23 protein-coding genes are annotated in these 21,918 nt (G+C 63.3%); 13 read left to right on the top strand and 10 right to left on the bottom strand.

Annotated features, from left to right (window positions below; translation table 11 throughout):
- Positions 1-94: 94 nt before the first annotated feature.
- The gene (locus ACQ5BM_RS18265) at positions 95-667 is read right to left on the bottom strand and encodes a TetR/AcrR family transcriptional regulator (protein ID WP_429814044.1); all 573 of its coding nucleotides are present in this window, start codon (positions 665-667) and stop codon (positions 95-97) included.
- A gap of 90 nt (positions 668-757) precedes the next feature.
- On the opposite strand from ACQ5BM_RS18265, the gene ACQ5BM_RS18270 reads away from it, so the two are divergent.
- The 4 genes from ACQ5BM_RS18270 to ACQ5BM_RS18285 all read left to right on the top strand — a co-directional run bounded on the left by ACQ5BM_RS18270 (position 758) and on the right by ACQ5BM_RS18285 (position 4,307).
- Positions 758-1,666, top strand: coding sequence for an SDR family oxidoreductase (locus ACQ5BM_RS18270; RefSeq protein WP_429814046.1), 909 nt, complete (start codon positions 758-760; stop codon positions 1,664-1,666).
- Positions 1,667-1,825: 159 nt separating this feature from the next.
- A complete protein-coding gene (locus ACQ5BM_RS18275; protein WP_429814048.1) occupies positions 1,826-2,080 on the top strand; it encodes a hypothetical protein in 255 nt (84 codons plus the stop codon).
- 333 nt (positions 2,081-2,413) lie between these two features.
- On the top strand, positions 2,414-3,403 hold the full coding sequence (locus ACQ5BM_RS18280) for a hypothetical protein (protein WP_429814462.1): 990 nt from the start codon (positions 2,414-2,416) through the stop codon (positions 3,401-3,403).
- Between the two features lie 82 nt (positions 3,404-3,485).
- Positions 3,486-4,307 (top strand): L,D-transpeptidase, encoded by an 822-nt coding sequence (locus ACQ5BM_RS18285; RefSeq protein WP_429814050.1) that lies wholly within the window; start codon positions 3,486-3,488, stop codon positions 4,305-4,307.
- A gap of 41 nt (positions 4,308-4,348) precedes the next feature.
- On the opposite strand, the gene ACQ5BM_RS18290 is transcribed toward ACQ5BM_RS18285, so the two are convergent.
- Positions 4,349-5,065 (bottom strand): L,D-transpeptidase, encoded by a 717-nt coding sequence (locus tag ACQ5BM_RS18290; protein ID WP_429814052.1) that lies wholly within the window; start codon positions 5,063-5,065, stop codon positions 4,349-4,351.
- A gap of 185 nt (positions 5,066-5,250) precedes the next feature.
- Positions 5,251-6,006 carry a L,D-transpeptidase gene (locus ACQ5BM_RS18295; protein ID WP_429814054.1) on the bottom strand — a complete coding sequence of 252 codons (756 nt, stop codon included), beginning with the start codon at positions 6,004-6,006 and terminating at the stop codon, positions 5,251-5,253.
- A 115-nt stretch (positions 6,007-6,121) separates the two neighbouring features.
- Between ACQ5BM_RS18295 and ACQ5BM_RS18300 the strand changes: the two genes are divergently transcribed.
- The 3 genes from ACQ5BM_RS18300 (at position 6,122) to ACQ5BM_RS18310 (ending at position 8,819) form a co-directional block, all read left to right on the top strand.
- Positions 6,122-6,784 (top strand): response regulator, encoded by a 663-nt coding sequence (locus ACQ5BM_RS18300; RefSeq protein ID WP_429814057.1) that lies wholly within the window; start codon positions 6,122-6,124, stop codon positions 6,782-6,784.
- Positions 6,784-8,157, top strand: coding sequence for an ATP-binding protein (locus tag ACQ5BM_RS18305; protein WP_429814060.1), 1,374 nt, complete (start codon positions 6,784-6,786; stop codon positions 8,155-8,157). The genes ACQ5BM_RS18300 and ACQ5BM_RS18305 overlap by 1 nt, the downstream gene beginning before the upstream one ends.
- Before the next feature lie 227 nt (positions 8,158-8,384).
- Positions 8,385-8,819, top strand: a complete 435-nt coding sequence (locus ACQ5BM_RS18310) for a GFA family protein (RefSeq protein ID WP_429814063.1) — start codon at positions 8,385-8,387, stop codon at positions 8,817-8,819.
- Position 8,820: 1 nt separating this feature from the next.
- Here the strand turns inward: ACQ5BM_RS18310 and ACQ5BM_RS18315 are convergent, their stop codons facing one another.
- Complete coding sequence (locus ACQ5BM_RS18315; RefSeq protein ID WP_429814066.1) at positions 8,821-10,497, bottom strand: SulP family inorganic anion transporter; 1,677 nt, start codon at positions 10,495-10,497, stop codon at positions 8,821-8,823.
- Between the two features lie 288 nt (positions 10,498-10,785).
- Between ACQ5BM_RS18315 and ACQ5BM_RS18320 the strand changes: the two genes are divergently transcribed.
- Positions 10,786-11,103 (top strand): potassium channel family protein, encoded by a 318-nt coding sequence (locus ACQ5BM_RS18320; protein ID WP_429814069.1) that lies wholly within the window; start codon positions 10,786-10,788, stop codon positions 11,101-11,103.
- Positions 11,104-11,154: 51 nt separating this feature from the next.
- On the opposite strand, the gene ACQ5BM_RS18325 is transcribed toward ACQ5BM_RS18320, so the two are convergent.
- The 3 genes from ACQ5BM_RS18325 to ACQ5BM_RS18335 all read right to left on the bottom strand — a co-directional run bounded on the left by ACQ5BM_RS18325 (position 11,155) and on the right by ACQ5BM_RS18335 (position 12,499).
- On the bottom strand, positions 11,155-11,757 hold the full coding sequence (locus tag ACQ5BM_RS18325) for a nitroreductase family protein (protein ID WP_429814072.1): 603 nt from the start codon (positions 11,755-11,757) through the stop codon (positions 11,155-11,157).
- 47 nt (positions 11,758-11,804) lie between these two features.
- Complete coding sequence (locus tag ACQ5BM_RS18330; RefSeq protein ID WP_429814075.1) at positions 11,805-12,017, bottom strand: hypothetical protein; 213 nt, start codon at positions 12,015-12,017, stop codon at positions 11,805-11,807.
- A gap of 281 nt (positions 12,018-12,298) precedes the next feature.
- Entirely contained in the window at positions 12,299-12,499 is a 201-nt protein-coding gene (locus ACQ5BM_RS18335) for a hypothetical protein (protein WP_429814078.1), read from the bottom strand.
- Between the two features lie 100 nt (positions 12,500-12,599).
- Here ACQ5BM_RS18335 and ACQ5BM_RS18340 point away from each other — a divergent pair, with 100 nt between their 5' ends.
- From ACQ5BM_RS18340 to ACQ5BM_RS18360, 5 genes are all read left to right on the top strand, one after another.
- A complete protein-coding gene (locus tag ACQ5BM_RS18340) occupies positions 12,600-13,493 on the top strand; it encodes a LysR substrate-binding domain-containing protein (RefSeq protein WP_429814081.1) in 894 nt (297 codons plus the stop codon).
- Positions 13,494-13,582: 89 nt separating this feature from the next.
- Positions 13,583-14,407 (top strand): N-formylglutamate amidohydrolase, encoded by an 825-nt coding sequence (locus ACQ5BM_RS18345; protein ID WP_429814084.1) that lies wholly within the window; start codon positions 13,583-13,585, stop codon positions 14,405-14,407.
- On the top strand, positions 14,404-16,287 hold the full coding sequence (locus ACQ5BM_RS18350) for a flavohemoglobin expression-modulating QEGLA motif protein (RefSeq protein ID WP_429814087.1): 1,884 nt from the start codon (positions 14,404-14,406) through the stop codon (positions 16,285-16,287). Before ACQ5BM_RS18345 ends, ACQ5BM_RS18350 begins: the two co-directional genes overlap by 4 nt.
- 69 nt (positions 16,288-16,356) lie before the next feature.
- Positions 16,357-17,403: a glutathione synthetase gene (locus tag ACQ5BM_RS18355; protein ID WP_429814090.1), complete on the top strand. Its 1,047-nt coding sequence runs from the start codon at positions 16,357-16,359 to the stop codon at positions 17,401-17,403.
- 215 nt (positions 17,404-17,618) lie between these two features.
- Positions 17,619-18,905 carry a sugar MFS transporter gene (locus ACQ5BM_RS18360; protein ID WP_429814093.1) on the top strand — a complete coding sequence of 429 codons (1,287 nt, stop codon included), beginning with the start codon at positions 17,619-17,621 and terminating at the stop codon, positions 18,903-18,905.
- A gap of 58 nt (positions 18,906-18,963) precedes the next feature.
- Here the strand turns inward: ACQ5BM_RS18360 and ACQ5BM_RS18365 are convergent, their stop codons facing one another.
- Genes ACQ5BM_RS18365 through ACQ5BM_RS18375 form a run of 3 tightly spaced genes read right to left on the bottom strand, consistent with a single transcriptional unit; the run spans position 18,964 to position 21,916 of the window.
- Positions 18,964-19,716 (bottom strand): ABC transporter ATP-binding protein, encoded by a 753-nt coding sequence (locus tag ACQ5BM_RS18365; RefSeq protein WP_429814096.1) that lies wholly within the window; start codon positions 19,714-19,716, stop codon positions 18,964-18,966.
- Positions 19,710-20,780 carry a FecCD family ABC transporter permease gene (locus ACQ5BM_RS18370; protein ID WP_429814099.1) on the bottom strand — a complete coding sequence of 357 codons (1,071 nt, stop codon included), beginning with the start codon at positions 20,778-20,780 and terminating at the stop codon, positions 19,710-19,712. The genes ACQ5BM_RS18365 and ACQ5BM_RS18370 overlap by 7 nt, the downstream gene beginning before the upstream one ends.
- Positions 20,777-21,916 carry an ABC transporter substrate-binding protein gene (locus ACQ5BM_RS18375; RefSeq protein WP_429814101.1) on the bottom strand — a complete coding sequence of 380 codons (1,140 nt, stop codon included), beginning with the start codon at positions 21,914-21,916 and terminating at the stop codon, positions 20,777-20,779. Before ACQ5BM_RS18375 ends, ACQ5BM_RS18370 begins: the two co-directional genes overlap by 4 nt.
- Positions 21,917-21,918 lie beyond the last annotated feature (2 nt).

Genomic DNA, 21,918 nt, shown 5'->3' on the forward strand with positions numbered 1-21,918 from the left:
AGCATCTAAGACCGCCCGGCCCCTGCGTCATCCGCCGCGCCGCCATTTCACGGTGATTTGAAATCCGGGTGACCGCCGGGCCGCGACGCCGACCTCAGTCCGCCGGCTGCCTTGCAAAGGCCTCCACGAAGCGCCGCAGGCTTTGTTCGACGGATTCCGTGACTGGTGCTTGCGGATCGAAACTCCACCAGAGCAGCGCCCCCTGCCATTGCGCCGCCATCAGCAACCCTAGTCCTGGAGCCGCTGCGGGCAATCCCGACAGACACTCGTCAAGCACACCCGAAAGTACGTCGCGCCATTTGGCGCCCCGCGCGCGGAGCTTCGGATCACGTAGGTCTTCGCGAAGAATCCGGAGATCGTCGGCATAGGATTCGATGGCGCCATAGTCGCCGGAAAGGCCGATGAGCAGCGTAATGGCGCCCTCCGGTGTGCGAGGGACGGTCGCCACCAGTTCCGCCGTCTGCCGGTCGAGACCGTCCCAGGCCTGCGTCAGCGCACTCTGGATCAGTCGCGCCTTGTTTTCGAAACGCTGCACCAGCGTCGCGCCGGAGAGCCCGGTCCTGGCAGCGAGCGCGGCAAAGGTCAGTCCATCCGGGCCTTCGGCCCGCATCAACGCGAATGCGGCGGCCAGCACCTCCTCGTCGGGCATCGTTTTCGGGCGGGGCATCTTGACTCTCATTTATAACCGAACAATCATTTATATATCATGGTCGAAAGAGAACACCAGACGGCAACCAGCCTAAAAGAAGAGGAAAACATGTCTCTCGAAGGAAAAATCGCGCTCGTCGCCGGCGCGACGCGAGGCGGCGGGCGGGGCATCGCCGCCGAACTCGGCGCCGCCGGTGCCACCGTCTACGTGACAGGGCGAACCACGCGGCAGCAACAATCCGACTACGGACGGCCCGAGACGATTGAAGAGACGGCTGAGATCGTGACTGGTCTGGGCGGCAAGGGGATTTCCGTTCAGGTCGATCATTTGCAGCCAGCACAGGTAAAAGCACTCATCGATCGCATCCGCGAGGAACAGGGACGGCTGGACATCCTGGTCAACGATGTCTGGGGCGGTGAATTGCTGTTCGAATGGAACAAGCCGGTTTGGGAGCACAATCTGGAAAATGGCCTGAAGCTGCTGCGCCTCGGGGTCGACACCCACCTGATCACCGCCCACTACGCCCTGCCGCTGATGATCGAAAGGCCGGGCGGCCTGCTGGTCGAGGTGACCGACGGCACCGCCGAGTACAATGCCGAGAACTATCGATTGTCGCCCTTCTACGACCTTGCCAAAGTTTCGGCCAACCGCATGGCCTGGGCACACGCCAAGGATCTTGCCCCGCACGGCGCGACGTCGGTTTCGATCACGCCTGGTTGGATGCGCTCGGAGATGATGCTGGAGCATTTTCAGGCAACCGAAGAAAACTGGCTGGATGGGGCGAAGGTGCAGCCGCACTTCGTCATTTCCGAAACACCACGCTTCGTCGGCCGCGCCGTCGCGGCCCTCGCGGCAGATCCGGAGAAGGCCCGCTGGAACGGCCAGTCGCTTTCGAGTGGCGGGCTGGCTCAGGTGTACGGCTTTACCGATCTCGACGGCTCGCAACCCGATTGCTGGCGCTACATGCGCGAGGTGATGGAGGCCAACAGGCCAGCCGATGCCACTGGATATCGCTGAAGCAAGCCAGGCACTGCCGCTCGCGAAGAAACGCAATCCATCGCGATGGCCGTGCAGCAAACTTGAAACGGCGCGCCGCCTCCTATAGTCGGAGTTCCAGGCAAACCCAGCGCGCCGCCGCTCCTTATGCGAAGGCGGCGCTATCGAGTGTTATTGAAGATGGCATCGCGGGATCGTTATTCGAGAAAGCTGGAATGCGCGAAATGCGGAGCCTCCGGCTTCGCCGAAGCGTCTGAGAACGACAATGCCAAGAGCGGCAATCGCGGCTTTCTCATCGACGTCATGCCGAAAGGCTTTTCGACCGAACGCACCTCTCCCGATCCCGCCAAGCACATGGTCCGTTGCCGCTGCGGCAACGTCTTCGCCTTCAAACAGAAGACCGTCTATGCCCCCGGCAGCGAGCCGCGGGACTGACGCGCCATCGCAATCCGGCCGTCGGCGTTGAGAAAAAATTCACCATCTTGTCTCAACATCGACCCAATCAGCGGGCAGCTAAGGCGGCGCGCGTTCAAGTTTTGTTGATCGCGGACCCCTGCGGCAAAGGCTTGCAGCCAGAGCTGCCACCGCTTAATCGCTGACGTTGAAGCCGAGCCGACACGCGTTGTTTTGCGAATGACCGGCACCCGTACCGCCGGAAAGACGCTTGCGGCGAGAGTATTTCCAGGAGCCCGCATGCGGCGCGAGACAACAAAGAGCCTTTCTTCCGAAACACCCCAGACGGCCAAGTTTTTCGCGCAACTGCACCGCATGCGGTATGCGCTGGCGATCGGAGCAATGGCGCTTGTACTGTCAGGCTGCACGGCGCTCGATGCAGACGACGTGCGCGAACCGCCGCCGATCCCCGCCAAGCTCATTGCCGCCATGGCGAAGAACGGCAGCAAGCCGGAAAGCCCGGTACTGGTTCGCATCTTCAAGCAGGAAAGCGAACTGGAGGTCTGGAAACAGAACAAGCAGGGCCAATATGCGCTTCTGAAGACCTACCCTATGTGCCGCTGGTCGGGAAAACTCGGGCCGAAGACGAAGATCGGCGACCGCCAGGCGCCGGAAGGTTTTTACCATGTCTCCGCCGGCATGCTGAATCCGAAGTCGCAATACTTCCTGTCCTTCAATCTCGGCTATCCGAACCGGCTGGAGTCGGCGCTCGGCTATACCGGTGAAGCGCTGATGGTGCACGGCGCCTGCTCGTCGTCGGGCTGCTACGCCCTGACAGATCAGGGCGTCGGCGAGATCTACTCCGTGGTCCAGCGTGCCCTTGCCGGTGGCCAGGGCACCTTCCAGGTGCAGGCCTATCCCTTCCGCATGACGGCTGAAAACATGGCCAAGCACCGCGGCGATCCGAATTTCGATTTCTGGAAGAACATCAAGCAGGGCTACGACATCTTCGAGACGACGAAGCGCCAGCCGAAGGTTTCCGCCTGTGGTCGCCGTTATGTCTTCAACACCGAGTTCGCCGACGGCGAGCCTTCCGATCCGCTGGCCGCCTGCCCGCCCGCGGTATCGACACCTGACTCCGGGCTCGTTGCGAAGCTGCAATCGGAAGACGCGAAGCTCGCAAGCCTGATGGCAAGCGAGACGCCGGCCCCGCTCAACGCCTATGTCGACGGTGGCATGCATCCGAGCTTCCGGGCGCTTCTCGAGAAAAACGGTGCTGAAAAGCTGGCCGCGAAGATCTCGGGAACTAAGTATCCTATCAGCCGACCCGAAGCGGCGCTGGCGGATCCCTACGCCGGCCTGTAATCGTTCGTCGGCTGGCGACGCACAATTGACTTGAAAGGTCGGTTGCATCGCCAGAAGCGAACACAGGACCATCGAGGGTTCCATGCCTGAAAGAGAGATTTGCCGCCGCACCTTCCTGCAACTCTCCGCGGGGATCGCGGCTGCCGGTCTAGCGGGTTGCGCTTCGACCCGGCCGACCGTGACGCGCTCCTATGCGCCGGAGCCCGTCCCCGAGGCGAACGCCTTCCTTGCGGACATGTACGGCGAAAAGCCGAACGAACTTTATCCGCTGCCGGCCATTCCCTACGAGAAGATCGATCCCCGCTTTTACCGCCAGATGGTTGCCGATCCGACCGGCGAAAAGCCGGGCACGCTGGTCGTCGACGTCGGCAGCCACTTTCTCTACCGGGTCTACGAGAACGGCCAGGCGATGCGCTACGGCGTCGGCCTCGGGCGCGCCGGCTTTGCCTGGGCCGGCCGCGGCGTCATCCAGTACAAACGCGAATGGCCACGCTGGAAGCCGCCGAACGAAATGGTGGCCCGCCAGCCCGAGTTGCAGCAGTTCAGCATCGAGGCCGGCGGCATGGATCCGGGCCTCAAGAACCCGCTCGGTGCCCGCGCCATGTACATCTTCCAGAACGGCGAAGACACGCTCTACCGCATCCATGGCTCGCCGGAATGGTGGACCATCGGCAAGTCCGTGTCGTCGGGCTGCGTGCGCATGATCAACCAGGACGTGGTCGACCTTTACAATCGCGTGCCGAACGGCACGCCGATCGTCGTCACCGACCTGACCGGCGGCGGCATGGTACAATCGCAGCCGATGCCGGAGTCACAGCCACTTCCAGACCAGCAGCCGTTGCCTGAGCCGTCGGACTACATGCAGATGGGCCCGGACGGACTGCCGCCTCCGCAGCCCCTGTAAGGCGCCCCGTCCGGTTCAAGGCGTTACACCAGGCTGCAGCCTTACAGAACGAGAAGCGGCGTCTTGCCCCTCACCCGATCGTAGAGATCGATCGCGTCCTGCTGCAGCATGCGTACGCATCCGGCGGATGCGTTCTTGCCGATCGAGCGCCACTGCGGCGAGCCATGAATGCGGTAGAGTGTGTCCTGACCGTTCTGGAAGATGTACATGGCGCGGGCGCCGAGCGGATTGTCGAGGCCCGGATCCATACCGCCGGCTTCGATGCCGTATTTCTTGAGGTGCGGTTGGCGCGCGATCATGTCGTCAGGCACAGTCCAGCGCGGCCATTTCCGCTTCCAGTGGACCACGGCGCGCCCCTTCCAGGCGCGGCCCGCCGCGCCGAGACCGACGCCGTAGCGGATCGCGCGACCGCCCGGCAGCACCCAGTACAGGAACATCTTCTGGGTATCGACGACGATGGAATAGGGCGGCTCGCTGGTCACGTAAGCTACCTCCTGGCGCAGAAATTCCGGCTTGATCTCACCGTACTGGATGCCGGGAACGTCGTAGCCCTCGTCCTTTACCGGTGCATAGGCCTTTGCATAATCGAAGGTCTTCGCCGGTTCGACCGCTGCACCCGCCGCCTCGCCCGGCGGATTGCCGTTTCCGGCGATCGGTTCGATCAGCTTCGGCTTCGGTTCGGGTTTCGGGATCTGCGTGCAGGCGCTCAAGACGGAGCTGGCGATCACCGCGAGCAGCGACCGGCGGGACAAATTCATCGACACTTTATTCTATTCCAGGTTGGGATTTCAGGTGGAAATTTTTCCGAGGAGAGGCCCCAGGCTCTTGGGCCGAACCGTGACCGAAATGTGGTGAAAATCATTCTTTGGCGTGGATCGTCACCCACGGAAGGCACTCGCATTCGGAGTGTTGCAGAATTCCCGCGCCGCCACGGTTGCCCGTTCTATCCGATCGCCAGGTCACCCATTGTCGGATCTGGAATGACGACGATGGTGCTGCCGTCCCGCACCTGGTCGTAGAGATAGACGACGTCCTGATTGAGCAGGCGAATGCAGCCGGACGAGACCGCCTTGCCGATCGAATGCGCCTCGGGGGTACCGTGGATGCGGTAGAGCGTATCCTTGCCGTCCTTGTGGATGTAGAGGGCACGCGCACCCAGCGGGTTCTTCAGGCCCGGGGGCATGCCGCCATTGGCGATGCTGTAGGGAGCGAGCTTCGGCTGGCGCGCCACCATCTCGTCGGGCGGTGTCCAGCGCGGCCATTTGCGCTTGTAGGCGACGACCGCGCGCCCCGACCAGGCGAACCCTTCACGGCCGACGCCGATGCCGTAGCGCATCGCCCGTCGGCGGGGCAGCACGTGATAGAGATACTTCGCCGGCGTATCGACGATCAGCGTGCCGGGCCGCTCATCGGACGGATAGTCCACCTCCTGCCGCCAGAACTTCGGATCGACCTCGGCGACCTTGACTTCGGGGACCGGGAACTCTTCGTCCGGCATCGCAGAGTACATCGGCGGCACGGCCGATCCCGTCGTTGCCCGTACCGGTGCCGCTGCCGGGATCACCACAGGCGTCGTGCGTGCAGTCGCACAGCCGGTGACAAACAGAGAGGCCGTGCCGACGAAAAGGCTGCGGCGGGTGAGCGTGATGCCGGTCTTGTGATCGACAGTGGATGAAGAGAGCTCGTTTGATTCGGTCATATCGGGCATTCAACGACTCGGTTGTTGCAATGCCGCTTCACAGGGGAGTCCTACCTTAAGGCTGCCTTAAGGGAGCGCCTTAAGAGTTCGGCTCTCAAAAATGTGAGGAACAGCAATGCGAATCCTGATCGTCGAAGACGACGATATCCTCAGAGACGGCTTGAAGGTGGGCTTGGCGCTGGCCGGCTTCACCACCGATGCCGTTGGCACCTGCGACGCGGCAGCAACCGCGCTCGCCGCTAACAGCTTCGACGCGATCGTGCTCGACCTGATGCTGCCAGACGGCTCTGGCATGGATATCCTTAAGGACTTGCGTTCCGGTCAGAATGACACTCCAGTGCTGCTGCTGACCGCCCGTGACACGGTTCGCGATCGGGTGGCCGGCCTCGACACCGGGGCCGATGACTACCTGGGAAAACCGTTCGACCTCGACGAGGTGGCAGCACGGCTGCGGGCGTTGTCCCGGCGGTCTACGGGGCGCGCAACGGCTGCGCTCGAATGGGCGAGCTTGCGGCTCGATCCCGCTCGACAGTCGGTCGAACAGGCGGGCAAGCCGGTGCAGCTTTCCCGGCGCGAATACTCCATCCTGCATACGCTGATGGCACACCCCGGCGTCATCTTCTCGAAGACCAGGCTGGAAGACAGGCTCTACGGCTGGCAGGAGGAAATCGAAAGCAACGCCGTCGAGGTTCATATCCATCATTTGCGCAGCAAGCTCGGGCCTGGCCTGATCGAAACCGTCAGGGGCATCGGCTATCGGTTGGGCGGGGCAGGCTGATGCGATCGTTGCGCACGCGCCTCTTCGCCATTCTGCTGATCACGACGGGTCTTCTCTGGCTTTCGGCCACGGTCTGGATCTTTCTCAGCACCCGCGCAGAAGTCGAGCGGGTGCTCGACGCGCGGCTGATGGAGGCCGCGCGCATGGTGAATTCGCTGATCGTCAGCCCCGACATGTTGAAGGAAGAAGGCGACGCAGGCGCCAACCGCGTGACACAAAGCGTGACCAAGATCCCGCTGCTCGAGCATCCGCACTACGATCGCCAACTCTCCTGTCAAATCTGGTCGCTTGACGGCACGCTGATCGGCAAATCCGACAGCGCTCCCGACACGACCCTTGCGCCACACGCGATGGGCTTCTCGGAAACCGTCATCAACGGTGAGACCTGGCGGGTCTTCGCGGTTGAGAACGCCAGCCTCGGCGTGCGCGTCCTCGTCGGCGACAACCTGCGTATCCGCGACCGGCTGGTCAACGATCTGGTCAAGGGATTGCTGCTGCCGGCCCTGCTGATCATCCCGTTGCTCGCCGTCTTGATCTGGCTTAGCGTCGGGCGCGGGTTGGCACCGCTCAGGAAACTCGCCGGCGACCTCGCAATGCGCGAGGCCTCCGATCTGCACGCGATCGAAGACCTCGGCACAACCCGCGAAATCAGCCCGGTTCTGAAATCCCTGAATGGTCTCTTCGCCCGTGTCGCCGGCGCCCGTGCGCGCGAACAGAACTTCATCGCCTTTGCCGCGCACGAGTTACGCACCCCCCTGGCAGGCCTGAAGACGCAAGCCCAGGTCGCGCTCGCGAGCGACGATGGCGAAATCCGCGAAAAGGCGCTCGGCCAGATCGTCGCCGGGGTCGACCGTACCGGAAAGCTGGTGCGACAATTGCTGGACATCGCTTCGGTCGAGGCCTCAGAGAGCGCCAAACCAGCAGCCGGCTGCAATGTCGGTGAAATGCTGGCGGCCCTTCGGACTGAACTCGCCGGCCAAGCCTACCGGGTCGACGTCGCCATCGACGCGCAGCTGTTCGGTCTCAGGATCGGCATGGATCCGGACCTCTTCCGGCTGGCGGCACGCAACCTCCTGGAAAACGCCCTCAACCATTCGCCGCCGGGCGCAACGGTCTCCTGCAGCTGCGAGATAGAGGTGGACCACCTCGTCATCGCGATCGAAGACATGGGACCCGGCATCCCCGACGAGGAGATGCCGCATGTTACCGAGCGCTTCTTCCGCGGACGCTTCAAGACGGCGGTCGGCAGCGGCCTCGGCTTGAGCATCGTCGAACGGGCGCTGGACCGCACCGGCGCGGAACTCGAACTGCGCAATCGCCAAGCCGGCGGCCTGTCAGCGCGCATCGTGCTGCCGCCGGGCCTCGTGCGGTGAGCTCGCGCCAGAGCCGGACGTGCGGCTTTGCCCAACTGAGTGCCGTTCCGAAATTCCCGCGGAAAACCGTTTCACCCTTCGCGGCGCGGCCAGGACTCCCGGCAACTCAAACTAGCTCGAAAGGAGGCGTTGACCTCACGCTCAGGCATGACACGCTCAGGCGTGGGTCACATCGGTCATCCGCGAGGAGCAAACTCCGGGTGGCGCGAGCCGAGAGGAGACGAGTCATGGCAGGGAACGGTAGCTACAACGGAAAGTGCTTCTGTGGCGCAGTCGAGATCGAAGTGAGCGGCGACCCGGCCGCCATGGGCTTTTGTCACTGCAGCTCGTGCCGGACGTGGTCGGCGGGGCCAGTGAATGCCTTCACGCTCTGGCCGCCAGAGAAGGTCCGGATCGTCAAGGGCGCGGATAATTTCGTCGGCTATCAGAAGACCCCGACAAGCGTGCGCAAATGGTGCAAGGTCTGCGGCGGGCACCTGATGACCGAGCATCCGCTCTGGGGCGTGACGGACGTCTTTGCCGCCGTCATCCCGGCATTGCCGTTCAAGCCCGCGCTCCACGTCAACTATCAGGAGACCGTGCTGCCAATGAAGGACGGCTTGCCCAAATATCGCGATTTCCCACCCGCTTTCGGCGGCACCGGGGAATTGATCGGGGAATGAGTCAGGCCGCCGCCGAAGCGGCGTTCGCCAGGTAGTGCTGGAGGGCGGTGCGGGTGTTGACGAACAGGCGGTCGGGGCCGAGCTGATCGGCAAAACCGGAGGCCCGCACATAGGTGAGCACGTCCGGGTTCAGTTCGGCCAGCCACACGGTGACCCCGTGTTCGCTGATGCGACGCTCGCCTTCCATCATCATCTGCAGCGCGGAATACTCGATGTCGAAGACGCGGCTCATGTCGAGCACGAGAACGCGGGGCCTGTGTTTGGCGACCAGCATCTGCGCCTGGTCTGCCACCTGCTGGGCATTGGCAAAGAACAGGCGTCCCTCCGGCCGAAGAATCAGCAAGCCTTCAAATGTCTCGTCGTCAGGATGATCCCGTGTCAGCGGCCGGAGCCGATCGGTGCCAGGCTTGCGACCGACGACATGCACCTTCGGTGCCGAAGCCTGGCGGGCCAGCCCGATGAACGACAGGATGATCGCGATGATGATGCCTTGGAGCGTGCCGAAGAACAAAACGCCGAGGAAGGCCGCAAGCGCCCATTGAAACTCCATCCGCCTGACCTTGCGAACCGACCAGAAATCGGCCGGTTTGATGAGGCCAACCGAGTAAACGATGACGATCGCCGCGAGGACGGCCTGCGGCAGCAGGCCGAGCAAAGGCGCCAGGACGAGCATGGTCGCCGCCGCGGCCGCAGCAGTGACCAGTGACGCCACTTGCGAATGCCCGCCGACGGCACGCACGACGGCGGTTTGCGATGTGCCGCCACCGGCGCTCATCGCGCCGAACAAGGCACCGGCGAGATTTGCGGCGCCCGTCGCCAGCAACTCGCGGTTCGCCCTGATCGGCGGGTCGGAGGGAGCGGCAAATGCACGCCCGGCGGCGATGGTCTCGGTGAAGCTCATCAGCGCAATCCCCAGAGCACCGGGCAGCAGTTCTCGGGCAAGACCGAGGCTAGGCAGGGTGATCGAGGGCAGCGACTGCGGAATGAAGCCGACGATGGAGACGCCGAGCGCCTGGAGACCGGCAAACCAGGAAAGCGCAATGCCCGCCGCCACCGCCAGAAGCGGCGCCGGCGAATGCGGCCAGAGCCGTTCCATCGCCAGAAGCGCCACCAGGGCCGCAGCCGCGATCGCCAAGGTGAGCGTTGAGGTTTCAGGCAGGTGGCCGACGATGCTGAGGATATCCCGGAAGAAGCCTTCCTTGGTGATGTGAAGGCCAAGCAGCTTCGGCACCTGATCGAGCACGATGACCAGGCCGATGCCGGCCTTGAAGCCGATCAGGACCGGCGAGGAGATGAAATTGGCGACGAAGCCGAAGCGGAGAACCGAAGCGAGGATAAGAAGCCCGCCGGTCATCGCCGTCAGCGTCGCGGTTGCCGTTATCAGCTTGCCGGGATCGCCATCCGGGACGGCAAGGCCGAGCTGTGTTCCGGCGAGGATCGCAAGGGTGGTCGTCGACGAGACGCTCAGGACCCGGGAGGTGCCGAGAAGCGCGTAGACAATCATCGGCACGAAGGCGGTGTAGAGACCGACACTGACAGGCAGACCGGCGACCGTGGCATAGGCCATCGCCTTCGGCAGAACCACGGCAGCGGCTGTGAGACCTGCAATCACATCGAGCCGTAAACCCGTGGTGAAACCGCGACCGTCGCCGACAGGCGAGTGCTCGTTCGATGCCATCCGGACTGCCCTCTGACAGAAGCTTTCATGAAGCAATTCTAAAGCGATAACACTGGGCCAAATCGGTTGCAAGGAGCGCCCGAGCGGCAGATCGAATGTCGCTTCCGCTCTCCCAAAGCAGGCGCTGGCAGGTTGCGCGACTTGCGGCTATCTTGACGATGGCGATGGAGAGCCGAGAGAGGATCTCGGCGACAGACGCGAAGCGGGATCGTTGGCAGCACGGGCTTCCTGCCCGGCGAGATGGAGGATTGCGTGGCGGAATCTCATCGCAGGAGCCATTCGAAGAGAATGCGGCGCCTGTTCTTCTCCAATCTTTACCAGCAGCTTCAGGTGCTGTGGCCGATCTTCTCCGCGGTCTTGATCGTGATGACCGGGTCCGGTGTCGTCATCGGCCGCATCGAGGACTGGCGGCTCGATGAGGCTCTCTATTTTACCTTCGTCACCGGGCTGACGATCGGCTACGGCGACATCACGCCGAAACACTTGAGCGCACGGTTGCTGGCTCTGGTGATCGGTTTTTCCGGCATCGTCCTGACAGGCCTCGTCGCGGCCATCAGCGTGCAGGCGCTGAATGCAACCAGCAGGAATGAAATGGACGAACGCTGAGGAGAGCGAAGCGGCCATGCATGCCCGCTCTCCGGCGCAAGCCTACAGCGCTCAACCGGCGACGAAGCGTCCCTCGGATACGATCTCGGAGAGGGCCTTGCGCGGGCTCGGCTGTTCACGCTGCTTCAGGGCCTCAGGCAGCAGTGCCTTGTCGCCCTGACGGCCGATCGCGACCGCTGCCTCGATCCGGAAGTTTTCCGGCACTTCGAGTTCGGCGCGCGCGCGATCATAGTCGATGCCGGCCATGCCATGCGCCTGCCAGCCGGAATGGGCCGCCTGCAGGGCGAGAGCACCCCAGGCCGCGCCCGCATCGAAGGAATGGGTGTAGGAGGGCACCTCTTCGCTGGCGCCTGGCGGCAAGAGCGACGTTTTCGACAACACGAAGATGAGGGCCGAGGCTTCTTTTGCCCAACTGCGGTTGAACTCGTTTAGAAGGCCGAGCAGCTTCTCCCAGTCGCGCCCGCCACGGCGGGCATAGACGAAGTGCCAGGGCTGGGCATTGTAGGCGGATGGCGCCCAGCGGGCGGCCTCCAGGATTTCGAACAGGGCGGCCTCGGAAATCTCTTCGCCGGAATAGGCCCGCGGCGACCAGCGTTCGAGGAAGAGCGGATTGATCGCGTGGTCCGCGACGCGTGAGTTCACATGCAATGTCATCGGGGAGGATCCATTCATCGGCGACGCACGGCCGCCATTCGGGTTGGTCACTGGCGGCCGAAGCTTTCGTATCGGTCGCAACGACTTCTCAAGGTTGAGATCTCATCGGAGAGTTCGGCGATACGGTCCCTGAGCTCATTGGCCGTTCCGTCCTCGATATCGTCGAAACCGAAACAGTCCCGCGCCTCGTGCAGTTCCAGCCGCCCCTGCAAGACCTCGCGGATTGCGCTCAAGCGCTCATATTGCCGCAGCATACTCATCTCAGACCTCCTTTCAGCCGGTCGCCGCAATCCGCGCCGACCGGAGGGTGTTTCTGCCCGGCCCGGTTCCTGACCGAGCTTCTCCGAGATTATCCACGCAAATGGTAGATTAAAGGAATTCTGACCCAAAGAGCGTGCGAGGCGTGAAAAAACTGCACCGCCTTTGGTTCATGCCGCAAGTGCAAGCGGCGGGGAGATGAGTTGGGGTTGCCGACAACCCTGTCAGCCCGGTGGGATGGGGTGGACCTGGGCGATGGGAGGCCCGCCCAGGTCGGGAGACGTCAAGCGGTCGGCAGGTCCTTCGCGTCGGGGCGGTTGCCATCAAGGAAACCCATATCCCGCTTCAGATGATCCGACAGGTCTCTGACGTCGACGACATCAGGCGCCGGGCGCTTCCGGGCGAACAGAAACGCCAGCCAGGAGCCCGCGGAAAAATCGTTTGTCGACGAAAAACTACGTACTTGAATGGTTGTCATAGCCATCATCCTCTTCATCAGTCCGTCTAATGGACGGACCTTGAAAATGGTTATGAACCACATCACCTTCCAATCGAATTTCGCTCACCATACATAAGGCCATTTAATGCATAAGACACTTCCGCTCCCGCCATTGACGGCGATACGCGTCTTCGAGGCGGTTGCCCGGCATGGAAGCTTCACCAAGGCCGCAACCGAGCTCGGTATGACCCAGGCGGCGGTGAGCTATCAGATCAAGGTTCTCGAGGATCGTGTCGGCGCACCCCTGTTTTTGCGCCGACCGCGCCAGATCGCTCTGACCGAGGTGGGGCAACGGCTCGCGCCCGCCGTGACGCAGGCCTTCGAGCAGCTCAGCGAAGCCTACGTGACAGCGCGCGGCGGTGCCCAGGGAACGCTGGTGATCAGCACGATCGCCACCTTCGCCTCCAACTGGCTGGCGCGGCGCCTTGGCTCCTTCCAGATCGCTCACCCCTCGCTTGCCGTCCGCCTTCAAACCGAGCCCCACCTGGTCGACTTCAGCCGCGAAGAGGTCGATATCGGCATTCGCTCAGGCGGCGGCGGCTGGCCGGGGCTTGCGGCACACCGGCTCATCAACGCTGATTTCACGCCGATGCTCAGCCCGAGCCTCGCCGCAACCATCGGCGGGGTGAAGGAGCCGGCCGATCTCCTGCGTCTGCCGTTGCTCGATCCGGGCGACCCCTGGTGGGCCAAGTGGTTCATGGCCGCGAATGTGCCGGCCGAGGGCCTTTCGAGCCGTCCCGGCGCAAGCATGGGCGCACAGGTCTATGAGGGCAATGCCGCGACGGCCGGCCAGGGCGTCGCAATCCTGACGCCCGCCTTCTTTGCCGCGGAATTGGCCGATGGGCGGCTCGTCCAGCCCTTCGATCTCCTCTGCAACGACGACCAGGCCTACTGGCTGGTCTACCCGGAAACGCGGCGCAATTCGTCGAAGATCAGCGCCTTCCGTCAATGGATCCTGGGCGAGCTCGCAGCGACCTGAGCCAACATTTTTGCCTCGTCCCGGAACTCTCGGGCATCCCCAGGAGTTGCATTCCCGAAGCGCCCATAACGAGGGTAACGGGAGCGAACATGCAACGCGCGCCGACGGAACAGTTCCGTTCAGCCACTGAGAATGCCTGGTGGACTGTCCATCGCGGCGATGGACCGATCGTCGGCACCGCGATCCACAACGGGCATGCCATGCGCCGTGACGCCCGGGCGCTAGCGGCCCTGACGGACGAGCAAAGGCTACGCGAGGAGGATCCGTTCACCGAGTTCATCATCCGGGATCTCGCCAACCGCATCGTCGTCCATCGATCCCGCTTCGAAGTCGACATCAATCGTGCTCGTCCCGGCGCGGTCTACCTCCAGCCGGCTCAGGCTTGGGGCCTTTCCGTCTGGCGGGAGCCGCCATCGGCGGAGCTGATCGAGGCCTCCCTTGCCCTCCATGACGAATACTATGCCATGCTGCGGTCGATGCTGACGGCAATCGAGCGCCGCCACCGACATTTCATCGTTCTTGACGTGCACAGCTACAACCATCGACGTCAGGGGCCAGAGGCCGAACCGGCCGACAGCGCCGAAGCGCCCGAGGTCAATATCGGAACCTCGTCCATGGACCGGGACAAATGGGCCGACGTCATCGACACGCTGATATCGGCCGTTAGCGCCACCACCATCGCCGGCCAGCCGATGGATGTGCGCGAGAACATCGCCTTCCAGGGACGCGGGGAACAGACGCGCTTCATCCACGAGCACTTTCCTGATACGGGCTGCGCGATCGCGATCGAGTTCAAGAAAACATTCATGGACGAGTGGACTGGCAAGCCGGACCTCGAAGCGCTGCGGTCGCTGCGCACACTGGTCGGATCACTCGTTCCGGTCCTGACCGAGGCGCTCGCGAGGCAACGATGACGGACCAGAGACCCATGCAGACGGGCCCCAGCATGGAGTGGCTCGATGAGGCCATTATCCGACTGACGGATGGTCGCGCCGTGCGACGGGACTTCGGCGAGGGTGGACGGCTGCACATCGACCGCCTGCTTCCCTTCCTGTGCGTTCATATCGCCGCCGAGCAACCGCAGCCAGTCGCGCGCGACATCGCCCAGGCGAATGCCGCCTATCTGCTGGCGCCGAGCGTCGATATCGCCGCCGCAGTCATCGAACGGGTCGGCCGCGTGATCGAAGAACGACTGGGCATATTCATCGTTCTCGAATTTGCGGAACTCGAAAGCGACGATCCGCCCGCCAAGGACGCGCCTTTCCTGCCGCCGTTCCTGTTCGAGGTTGTCGCCGGGACGACCGGTGCCGAGCAGGTTGCTGCGAAAGCACTGATCGAGACAGCCGCAACGATCGAAGGAAAGTTCCGAACGCCCCATGTGACGCTCGTCGAGCGAAGGCCGGATGCGATCGCACGGCGGAAATCCCTGTCGATCGACTATCCACATCTCACCGTACGCTTCGCGCCGATCTATTGCGAGCCCGGCACCCGCCGCATCTATCCGCAATTGCGCGAGCGGCTGGTCGCAAGCGTCTTCGATGCCGGCCTTCGAGCCATCACAGCCTTCGCCCGCGCCAGGTCTGACGACTTCCGGATACCGACGCACCGTGCCCTTGGCCGGAAGGCCTTCGTCGACGCGGTCGTGCGCGCCGACCGCGGCATGGACGACATCGCATCAAGCTTCGATTTCCTGCTCGCGGTAACGCCGATCAACGCCGAGACCGCCTGGGCCGAGTTCGCGTCGAGCGGCTTTTCGCGAAGCCCTCGCCTGTACTATCGCCCGCTGACGCTGCAGATCGAAACGGCCAAGCGCAAACTCTTCACCCTCAATTTCGAGCATCTCGAAGATCCGCTGCTCTACGCCCTCTATCGCGAAAAGCAGCAGGAGGTCGACCTCCAACTCTCGATGATTTCCGCCCGCGAGACCCGCAAGTTCGTCGAACTCGGTCGCGCTCTCTACGGCCCGGTCGAAGACGAGCTTCTCGACGCCGCTTCCGACGTCCTTGCGAAAACCGCCGCCGATGGCGACACGTCGCCGACATCCGGCAACAAGCGCGGCTGCGACTACATAAGGGAGCGTGCGCAGGCGATGATATCAGCCTATCGGCGCCAATCGCCCGATTTCACCGCATCCGCCGAAATTCGCGACGATCTGCCGGCCGGCCTGCTCGTCTCACGTGGCCAATTGCTGATCGCCCGAAGCTCGGCACTCGACGCCGACCGCGTCGAGGCGCTGCTCAACCATGAGGTGGGCGTGCACCTGCTGACCTACTTCAACGGCTCGGCACAGGGCCTCAGGATTCTGCGCTCCGGCCTTGCAGGCTACGAGGGCATGCAGGAAGGGCTCGCCGTTTTCGCCGAATACTTGAGCGCCGGCATGACCGCGGATCGGCTGCGGGTGCTTGCGGCGAGAGTGGTCGGCTGCGCCGCCCTGCTCGACGGCGCCGAGTTTCCGGACACCTACCGGCTGCTCGTCGACGACCACGGTTTCGGCACCGCCGAGGCCTTCAACATTACGCTGCGCATCTATCGCGGCGGCGGACTGGTCAAGGACGCGATCTACATGCGCGGCCTGCTGCAGCTTCTCGACCACCTCGCCGACGGCGGCAATCTCGAGCCTTTCTGGATGGGCAAGATCGCCGCATCGCATTTCGGCGCAATCCAGGAACTCAATTTGCGCGGCCTCCTTGGTGCCGCAACCATTCGCCCTATTTTTCTCGATGACGTCAAAGCGCGCGACCGGCTTCAGCGAGCCGAGAGGGGAATGACCCCGCTCGACATGGTCGCAGACTAAAGCGCCGTGCGTTCAGATGAACGCACTGAGATCGCAGGATATGTTGGAGTCGGACCGCTAGGAAACCGGATGCGCATCGCCTTTCTCGTCAACTCGATCGAGGGTGAAGAGACGTTTTACGCGACGACGTCGCTGGCGCTTGCAGCGCTCGCCCGCGGTCATGAGATTGCCTACGTCACGCCTGGCGACTTCACCCTGAGACCCGACGGTCGGCTGACGATCCACGCCCTGAGCCTCGGCTCGGCGAAGCCGAACAAGGCCGAGGCCTTCATCGCCGCATTGCGAAGCGGCGCCACGCGGCGCGACATCCTGGACATTGCCGAAATCCAGGTTCTGTTTCTCAGAAGCGATCCGTCGGAAGACACCGGCCCTCGCTCCTGGGCCGCCCACGCCGGCGTGATCTTCGGACGGCTTGCAGCCGAACGCGGGACAATAGTCGTCAACGACCCCGACGGCCTGGCACGGGCGCAGAACAAGCTCTATCTCCAGGACTTCCCCGAAATCGTTCGGCCGACCACGCTGATCTCGAAGCATATCGAGGAGATAAAGTCTTTTGTCGACGAGCACCCCGGGGGCGTCATCCTCAAGCCGCTGCAAGGTTCCGGTGGCAAGAACGTCTTCAAGGTCAGTTCCAGCCACGAGACGAACCTCAACCAGATATTCGAGGTGGTTTCCGAGATGGGCTATGTGATCGCGCAGGAATATCTGCCGGCAGCGACTGAAGGGGATGTCAGGCTGTTCCTGATGAACGGGCGGCCGCTCAAACGTGGCGATACCTATGCCGCGGTTCGGCGCGTGCCTGCGGACGGCGAGTTGCGGTCCAACATGCATGTCAACGGCAGGCCAACCACCGCGGTGATAACGCCCGAAATGCTCGTCGTCGCCGAACAGATGCGTCCCAAGCTGGTGCGCGACGGCATGTTCCTTGTCGGGCTCGACGTGGTCGGCGACAAGCTCGTTGAGGTGAATGTCTTTACCCCCGGGGCCCTGCCCGAGATCGCCGAACTCACCTCGATCGAGTTCAGTGAGGATATCGTGGCGGCGCTTGAACAGAAGCTCGACATCAAGCGGGCCAACGGCGGCACCCTTTCAAATCGCGAGATTGCTACCCTCTGACCTGCACTCAGTGCCTGCGGCAGACCAACCTGCCCGGAGACCGGGGAAATTCTGCCCTTCGCACTGTCAAAGCCCCGCTCGCGCGGTATAAGCGCCACGCAGCCCGGGGATCTTGGTGCTCCCAAGCGAAGATCACTGGCTGCCGCCGGCGCGTCCAATTGGACGTCCTCCCAAGGCCCAAGATCCGGCGCCAACGACATCATGAGGTTAAACCATTGGCAGGTATCATCACCAAGGGCTCTGAGCCCGCGCGCGCGGTCTCATCCGCGTCATCGGACGCCACGGGCTATCGATTTGCCCTCTTCGCGCTCACCTCACTGTTCTTCATGTGGGGCTTCATCACGTGCCTGAACGACATTCTGATCCCGCATCTGAAGAACGTCTTTTCGCTCAACTACACGCAGTCGATGCTGATCCAGTTCTGCTTCTTCGGCGCTTATTTCATTGTCTCACTTCCTGCCGGCGCGCTGGTCAAGCGCATCAGCTACAAATGGGGGATCGTGCTCGGCCTCGTCATCGCCGCAGTCGGCTGCGCGCTCTTCGTGCCGGCGGCAAGCTATCGCATCTATGCGCTGTTTCTCGGCGCTCTCTTCGTGCTGGCAAGCGGCATCACGCTGCTGCAGGTCTCGGCCAACCCCTATGTGACCGTGCTTGGTCCGCCGGACACGGCCGCGAGCCGCCTGACGCTGACCCAGGCCTTCAACTCCCTCGGCACCACCCTCGCCCCGATGTTCGGCGCGACGCTGATCCTGTCGGCTGCGGTCGTCGCGACCGCCGACGCGACGCCGGAGCAGCTCGATGCTCTAAGGTTCGCGGAAGCGAGCGCGGTCAAGATGCCCTACCTGCTCCTTGCCGCCACCTTCCTGCTGCTTGCGGCGCTTTTCGCCGCCCTGAAGCTGCCGACCGTCGAAGTGCATGACGAGATCGAGCCGATCACCGACGGCAAGTCGGCTTGGCACTATCGGCACCTGATTCTCGGTGCGATCGGCATCTTCGTCTATGTCGGGGCGGAGGTCAGCATCGGCAGCTTCCTCGTCAACTTCCTGAACCAGCCCGACATTGCCGGCCTCTCCGAAGCCGATGCCGCGCACTATGTCATGTATTTCTGGGGCGGAGCGATGGTCGGCCGGTTCGTCGGCGCGGTTGCGATGCGTTTCGTCGACGACGGCAAGGCGCTCGCCTTCAACGCGGTCGCAGCGATCGTGCTGCTGCTCCTCACCGTCTTTGCCGGCGGCAGCGTTGCCATGTGGTCGGTCCTGGCGATCGGGTTCTTCAACTCGATCATGTTCCCGACGATCTTCAGCCTGGCGCTCTACGGTCTCGGGAAATACACGAGCCAGGGCTCCGGCGTCCTGTGCCTGGCGATCGTCGGCGGCGCGCTCCTGCCGCTGATCCAGGGCGGGCTCGCCGACACGGTCGGCATCCATCTCGCCTTCCTGATGCCCGTCGCCTGCTATGCCTATATCGCCTTCTACGGCTTGAAGGGACACAGGCCGACCTGATTATGAGAGTCCGCACTTCGCCGCCGCGGCGGCGAAGTGCCTTTTGCCGGAATAACGCCTACAGCGACTCGTCGACGATGACGACAGGACGCCCCATCGAGCAAGCCTCGACACGCGCCTCGACGCGGTAGACGGAGCGCAGCATGTCCGCGGTGATGACCTCATGGGTCGGACCGCTCGCCAGCACCGAACCGCCGCTGATGACGATCGTGTCGTCGCAATAGCGCAGCGCATGGTTCAGGTCGTGAAGCGCGATCAGCACCGCCATTCCCGATTGCGCCGACAGGCGTTTCATGAAGCCGAGCACCTCGATCTGGCGGAAGAGATCGAGCGCCGAGGTCGGCTCGTCCATCAACAGCACTTCGGGCTTACGCACCAGGGCCTGGGCAATGGAGACGAGCTGGCGCTGGCCGCCGGAGAGCTCACCGAGGCCGCGAAAAGCGAGATCGGCGATCCGCAGTTCTGAAAGCACCCGATCGATCTCCGAGAGTTCGCTGTCCTTCACCTTCCAGCCGGAGCCCTGCTTGGCCGACAGCAGCACCGATTCATAGACCGTGAGAACGGCATTGGCGCCGGTATCCTGCGGCATGTAGCAGATGCCCTCGGCTCCCTTGGCGGTGTCGGACAGATGGACGGTTCCGGGCCCGGACGTCAGGCTTGCGATGCGCTTGAACAGCGTCGACTTGCCGGCTGCATTCGGACCGATCACCGCCGTCAGGCCGCCGCCTCTGAGCACACCGGTATTGACGTCGGACAGCACTGTTCGCCGGCCATAGGTCGCGCCGACTTTTTCCAGCGTCAGGCTTACCATGCGCGCCTCCTGTTGGTGAAAATCAGCACGAAGAAGAAGGGCACGCCGACCAACGCGGTGATGACGCCGATCGGCAGCACGGCGCCCGGGATGAGCATCTTGCTGACGACGGAGGTGACCGAGAGCAAGAGCGCGCCGCAGAGCACCGAGGCGGGAAGGAAGAAGCGCTGATCTTCGCCGACCAGCATCCGGGCGATGTGCGGCGCGACGAGGCCGACGAAGCCGATCGTGCCGACGAAGGAAACCGGAATCGCCGCAAGCAGGCTCACCGTCATCATCGCTTCGAGCCTTAGCCGGCGAACATTGATGCCTAAGCTCGCCGCCTTGTCGTCACCGAGCCGAAGCGCCGTTAGTGCCCAGGCGTGCCGTGCAAAGAGCGGCACGGCGAAAACCAGCACGGCGCCGGTGATCCAGACCTTCGGCCAGGTTGCCTTGGTGAGGCTGCCCATCGTCCAGAACACGACTGCGGCCAGTGCCTGTTCGGAGGCGAGATATTCGAGCAGCGACAGCGCGGCATTGAAGGTGAAGACGAGCGCGATGCCGAGCAGCACGATCGTTTCCACCGTGACGCCGCGCATGGTAGAGGCGAAATGGATGAAGAGTGCCGCCAGCATCGCCATCAGGAAGGCGTTGATCGGCACCATGTATTGGACTGCGACCGGAAAGACCGCGACGCCGGCAACGAGGCCGAGGGCTGCGCCAAAACCGGCAGCGGCGGAAATCCCGAGCGTGAACGGGCTTGCGAGCGGATTGGCGAGGATCGTCTGCATCTGTGCACCCGCGACTGATAGCGAGGCGCCCACCGTCACCGCCATCAGCGCGATCGGCATGCGGATGTCCCAGATGACCACCCGAAGCTGGTCGCTCACCGTCTCAGGCCGAAACAGCGCCGTCAGCACGTCGGCAAGCGGATAGTTTGCTGGCCCGAGCGCCATGTCGACTGCAACCGACGCAAAGAGCGCGCCGATGAGGCAGAAGATCAAGACCAGACGGCGCAGAACAAGGGCGCGGTAGCGCCCTTGTCCCTGAATGCCGGAAATATGGTCGGTCATGGCAACCATCATTCACCCCCCTTCGCAAGCGAGACGAAGTAACCCGGGCGATAGGTCACCGGCAGGAACTTCTCATGAAACTCGCGGAAGGTCCGATCCGGATCGATGTCGGCGAAAAGTTCGGGGTGGAACCATTTGGCGAATTGCTGGATCGGCACGAACTCGTAGGGCGCACCGTAAAACTGGTGCCAGACCGCATGCACGTTGCCCTCCTTCACCGCCTTCAGGCCGGGGAAGCCCGGGCGCTGCATCAGGCCGCGCAGCCGCTCCTCGGCCACCGCGGCATCGGCGCCGCGGCCGACGCTGACGAACTGGTTGAGATCGGATTCCGCCGACCAGTTGCTGCCGGTGATGATGACATGGTCCGGATCGCTGACGATGAGTTGCTCGGGATTGAGGTCACCGAAGGTGCCCTTGATGACGTCCGAACCGATATTGTGGCCGCCGGCCTTTTCCACCATCTCGCCGAAATTGGCCGGGCCGAAGGTTCGGCAGCAGGCGAATTCGCCGGTGATGCCGGGCGAGCGTTCGATGAACACCTTCGGACGCGCAATCGTCCCGGCCTTGGTCAGGCGGTCGGTCACCAGCCCGATCTGGGCGTTGCGGTATTCGATGAATTCGCGCGCCCTTGCTTCGGCGCCAAAGAGCTGGCCGAGGATTGCGACGGATTTTTCGCTGTTGGCCGCCGGATCGACGCGGAAATCGACATAGACGACGGCAATCCCGGCAGCCGCGGCCTTTTCGATGAAACCCGATTCCTCGACCGCATCTCGCGCTTCGAGGTTCAGCGTCAACACGTCAGGCTTCAGGGCAATGGCCGCTTCGAGGCTGAAATCCCCCGTCGGGATATAGCCGAAGCGCGGCAGTTTCTCGATCTCGGGGAACCGCTCGACATAGGCGGCGTAGGAATCCGGATCCTTCTTGATGAGATCGTCACGCCAGCCGACGATCGTATCGAAGACGTGCTCCCCCTTCAGCGCCGCGGCGATGTGAATCTGTCGCGCCTCGCCAAGCAGTATCCGTTTGGCGGGAAGCACGACTTCGACCCGACGGCCGGTGACGTCGACGATTTCCGCGGCGCCGGCCGGCAGAGCCGCCAACACGACCGCCGCAAGCATCGCGGACGCGATTTTCCTGAAGATCGACATTC

This window comes from Ensifer sp. B1-9, assembly GCF_050474445.1.
GTDB lineage: Bacteria > Pseudomonadota > Alphaproteobacteria > Rhizobiales > Rhizobiaceae > Ensifer.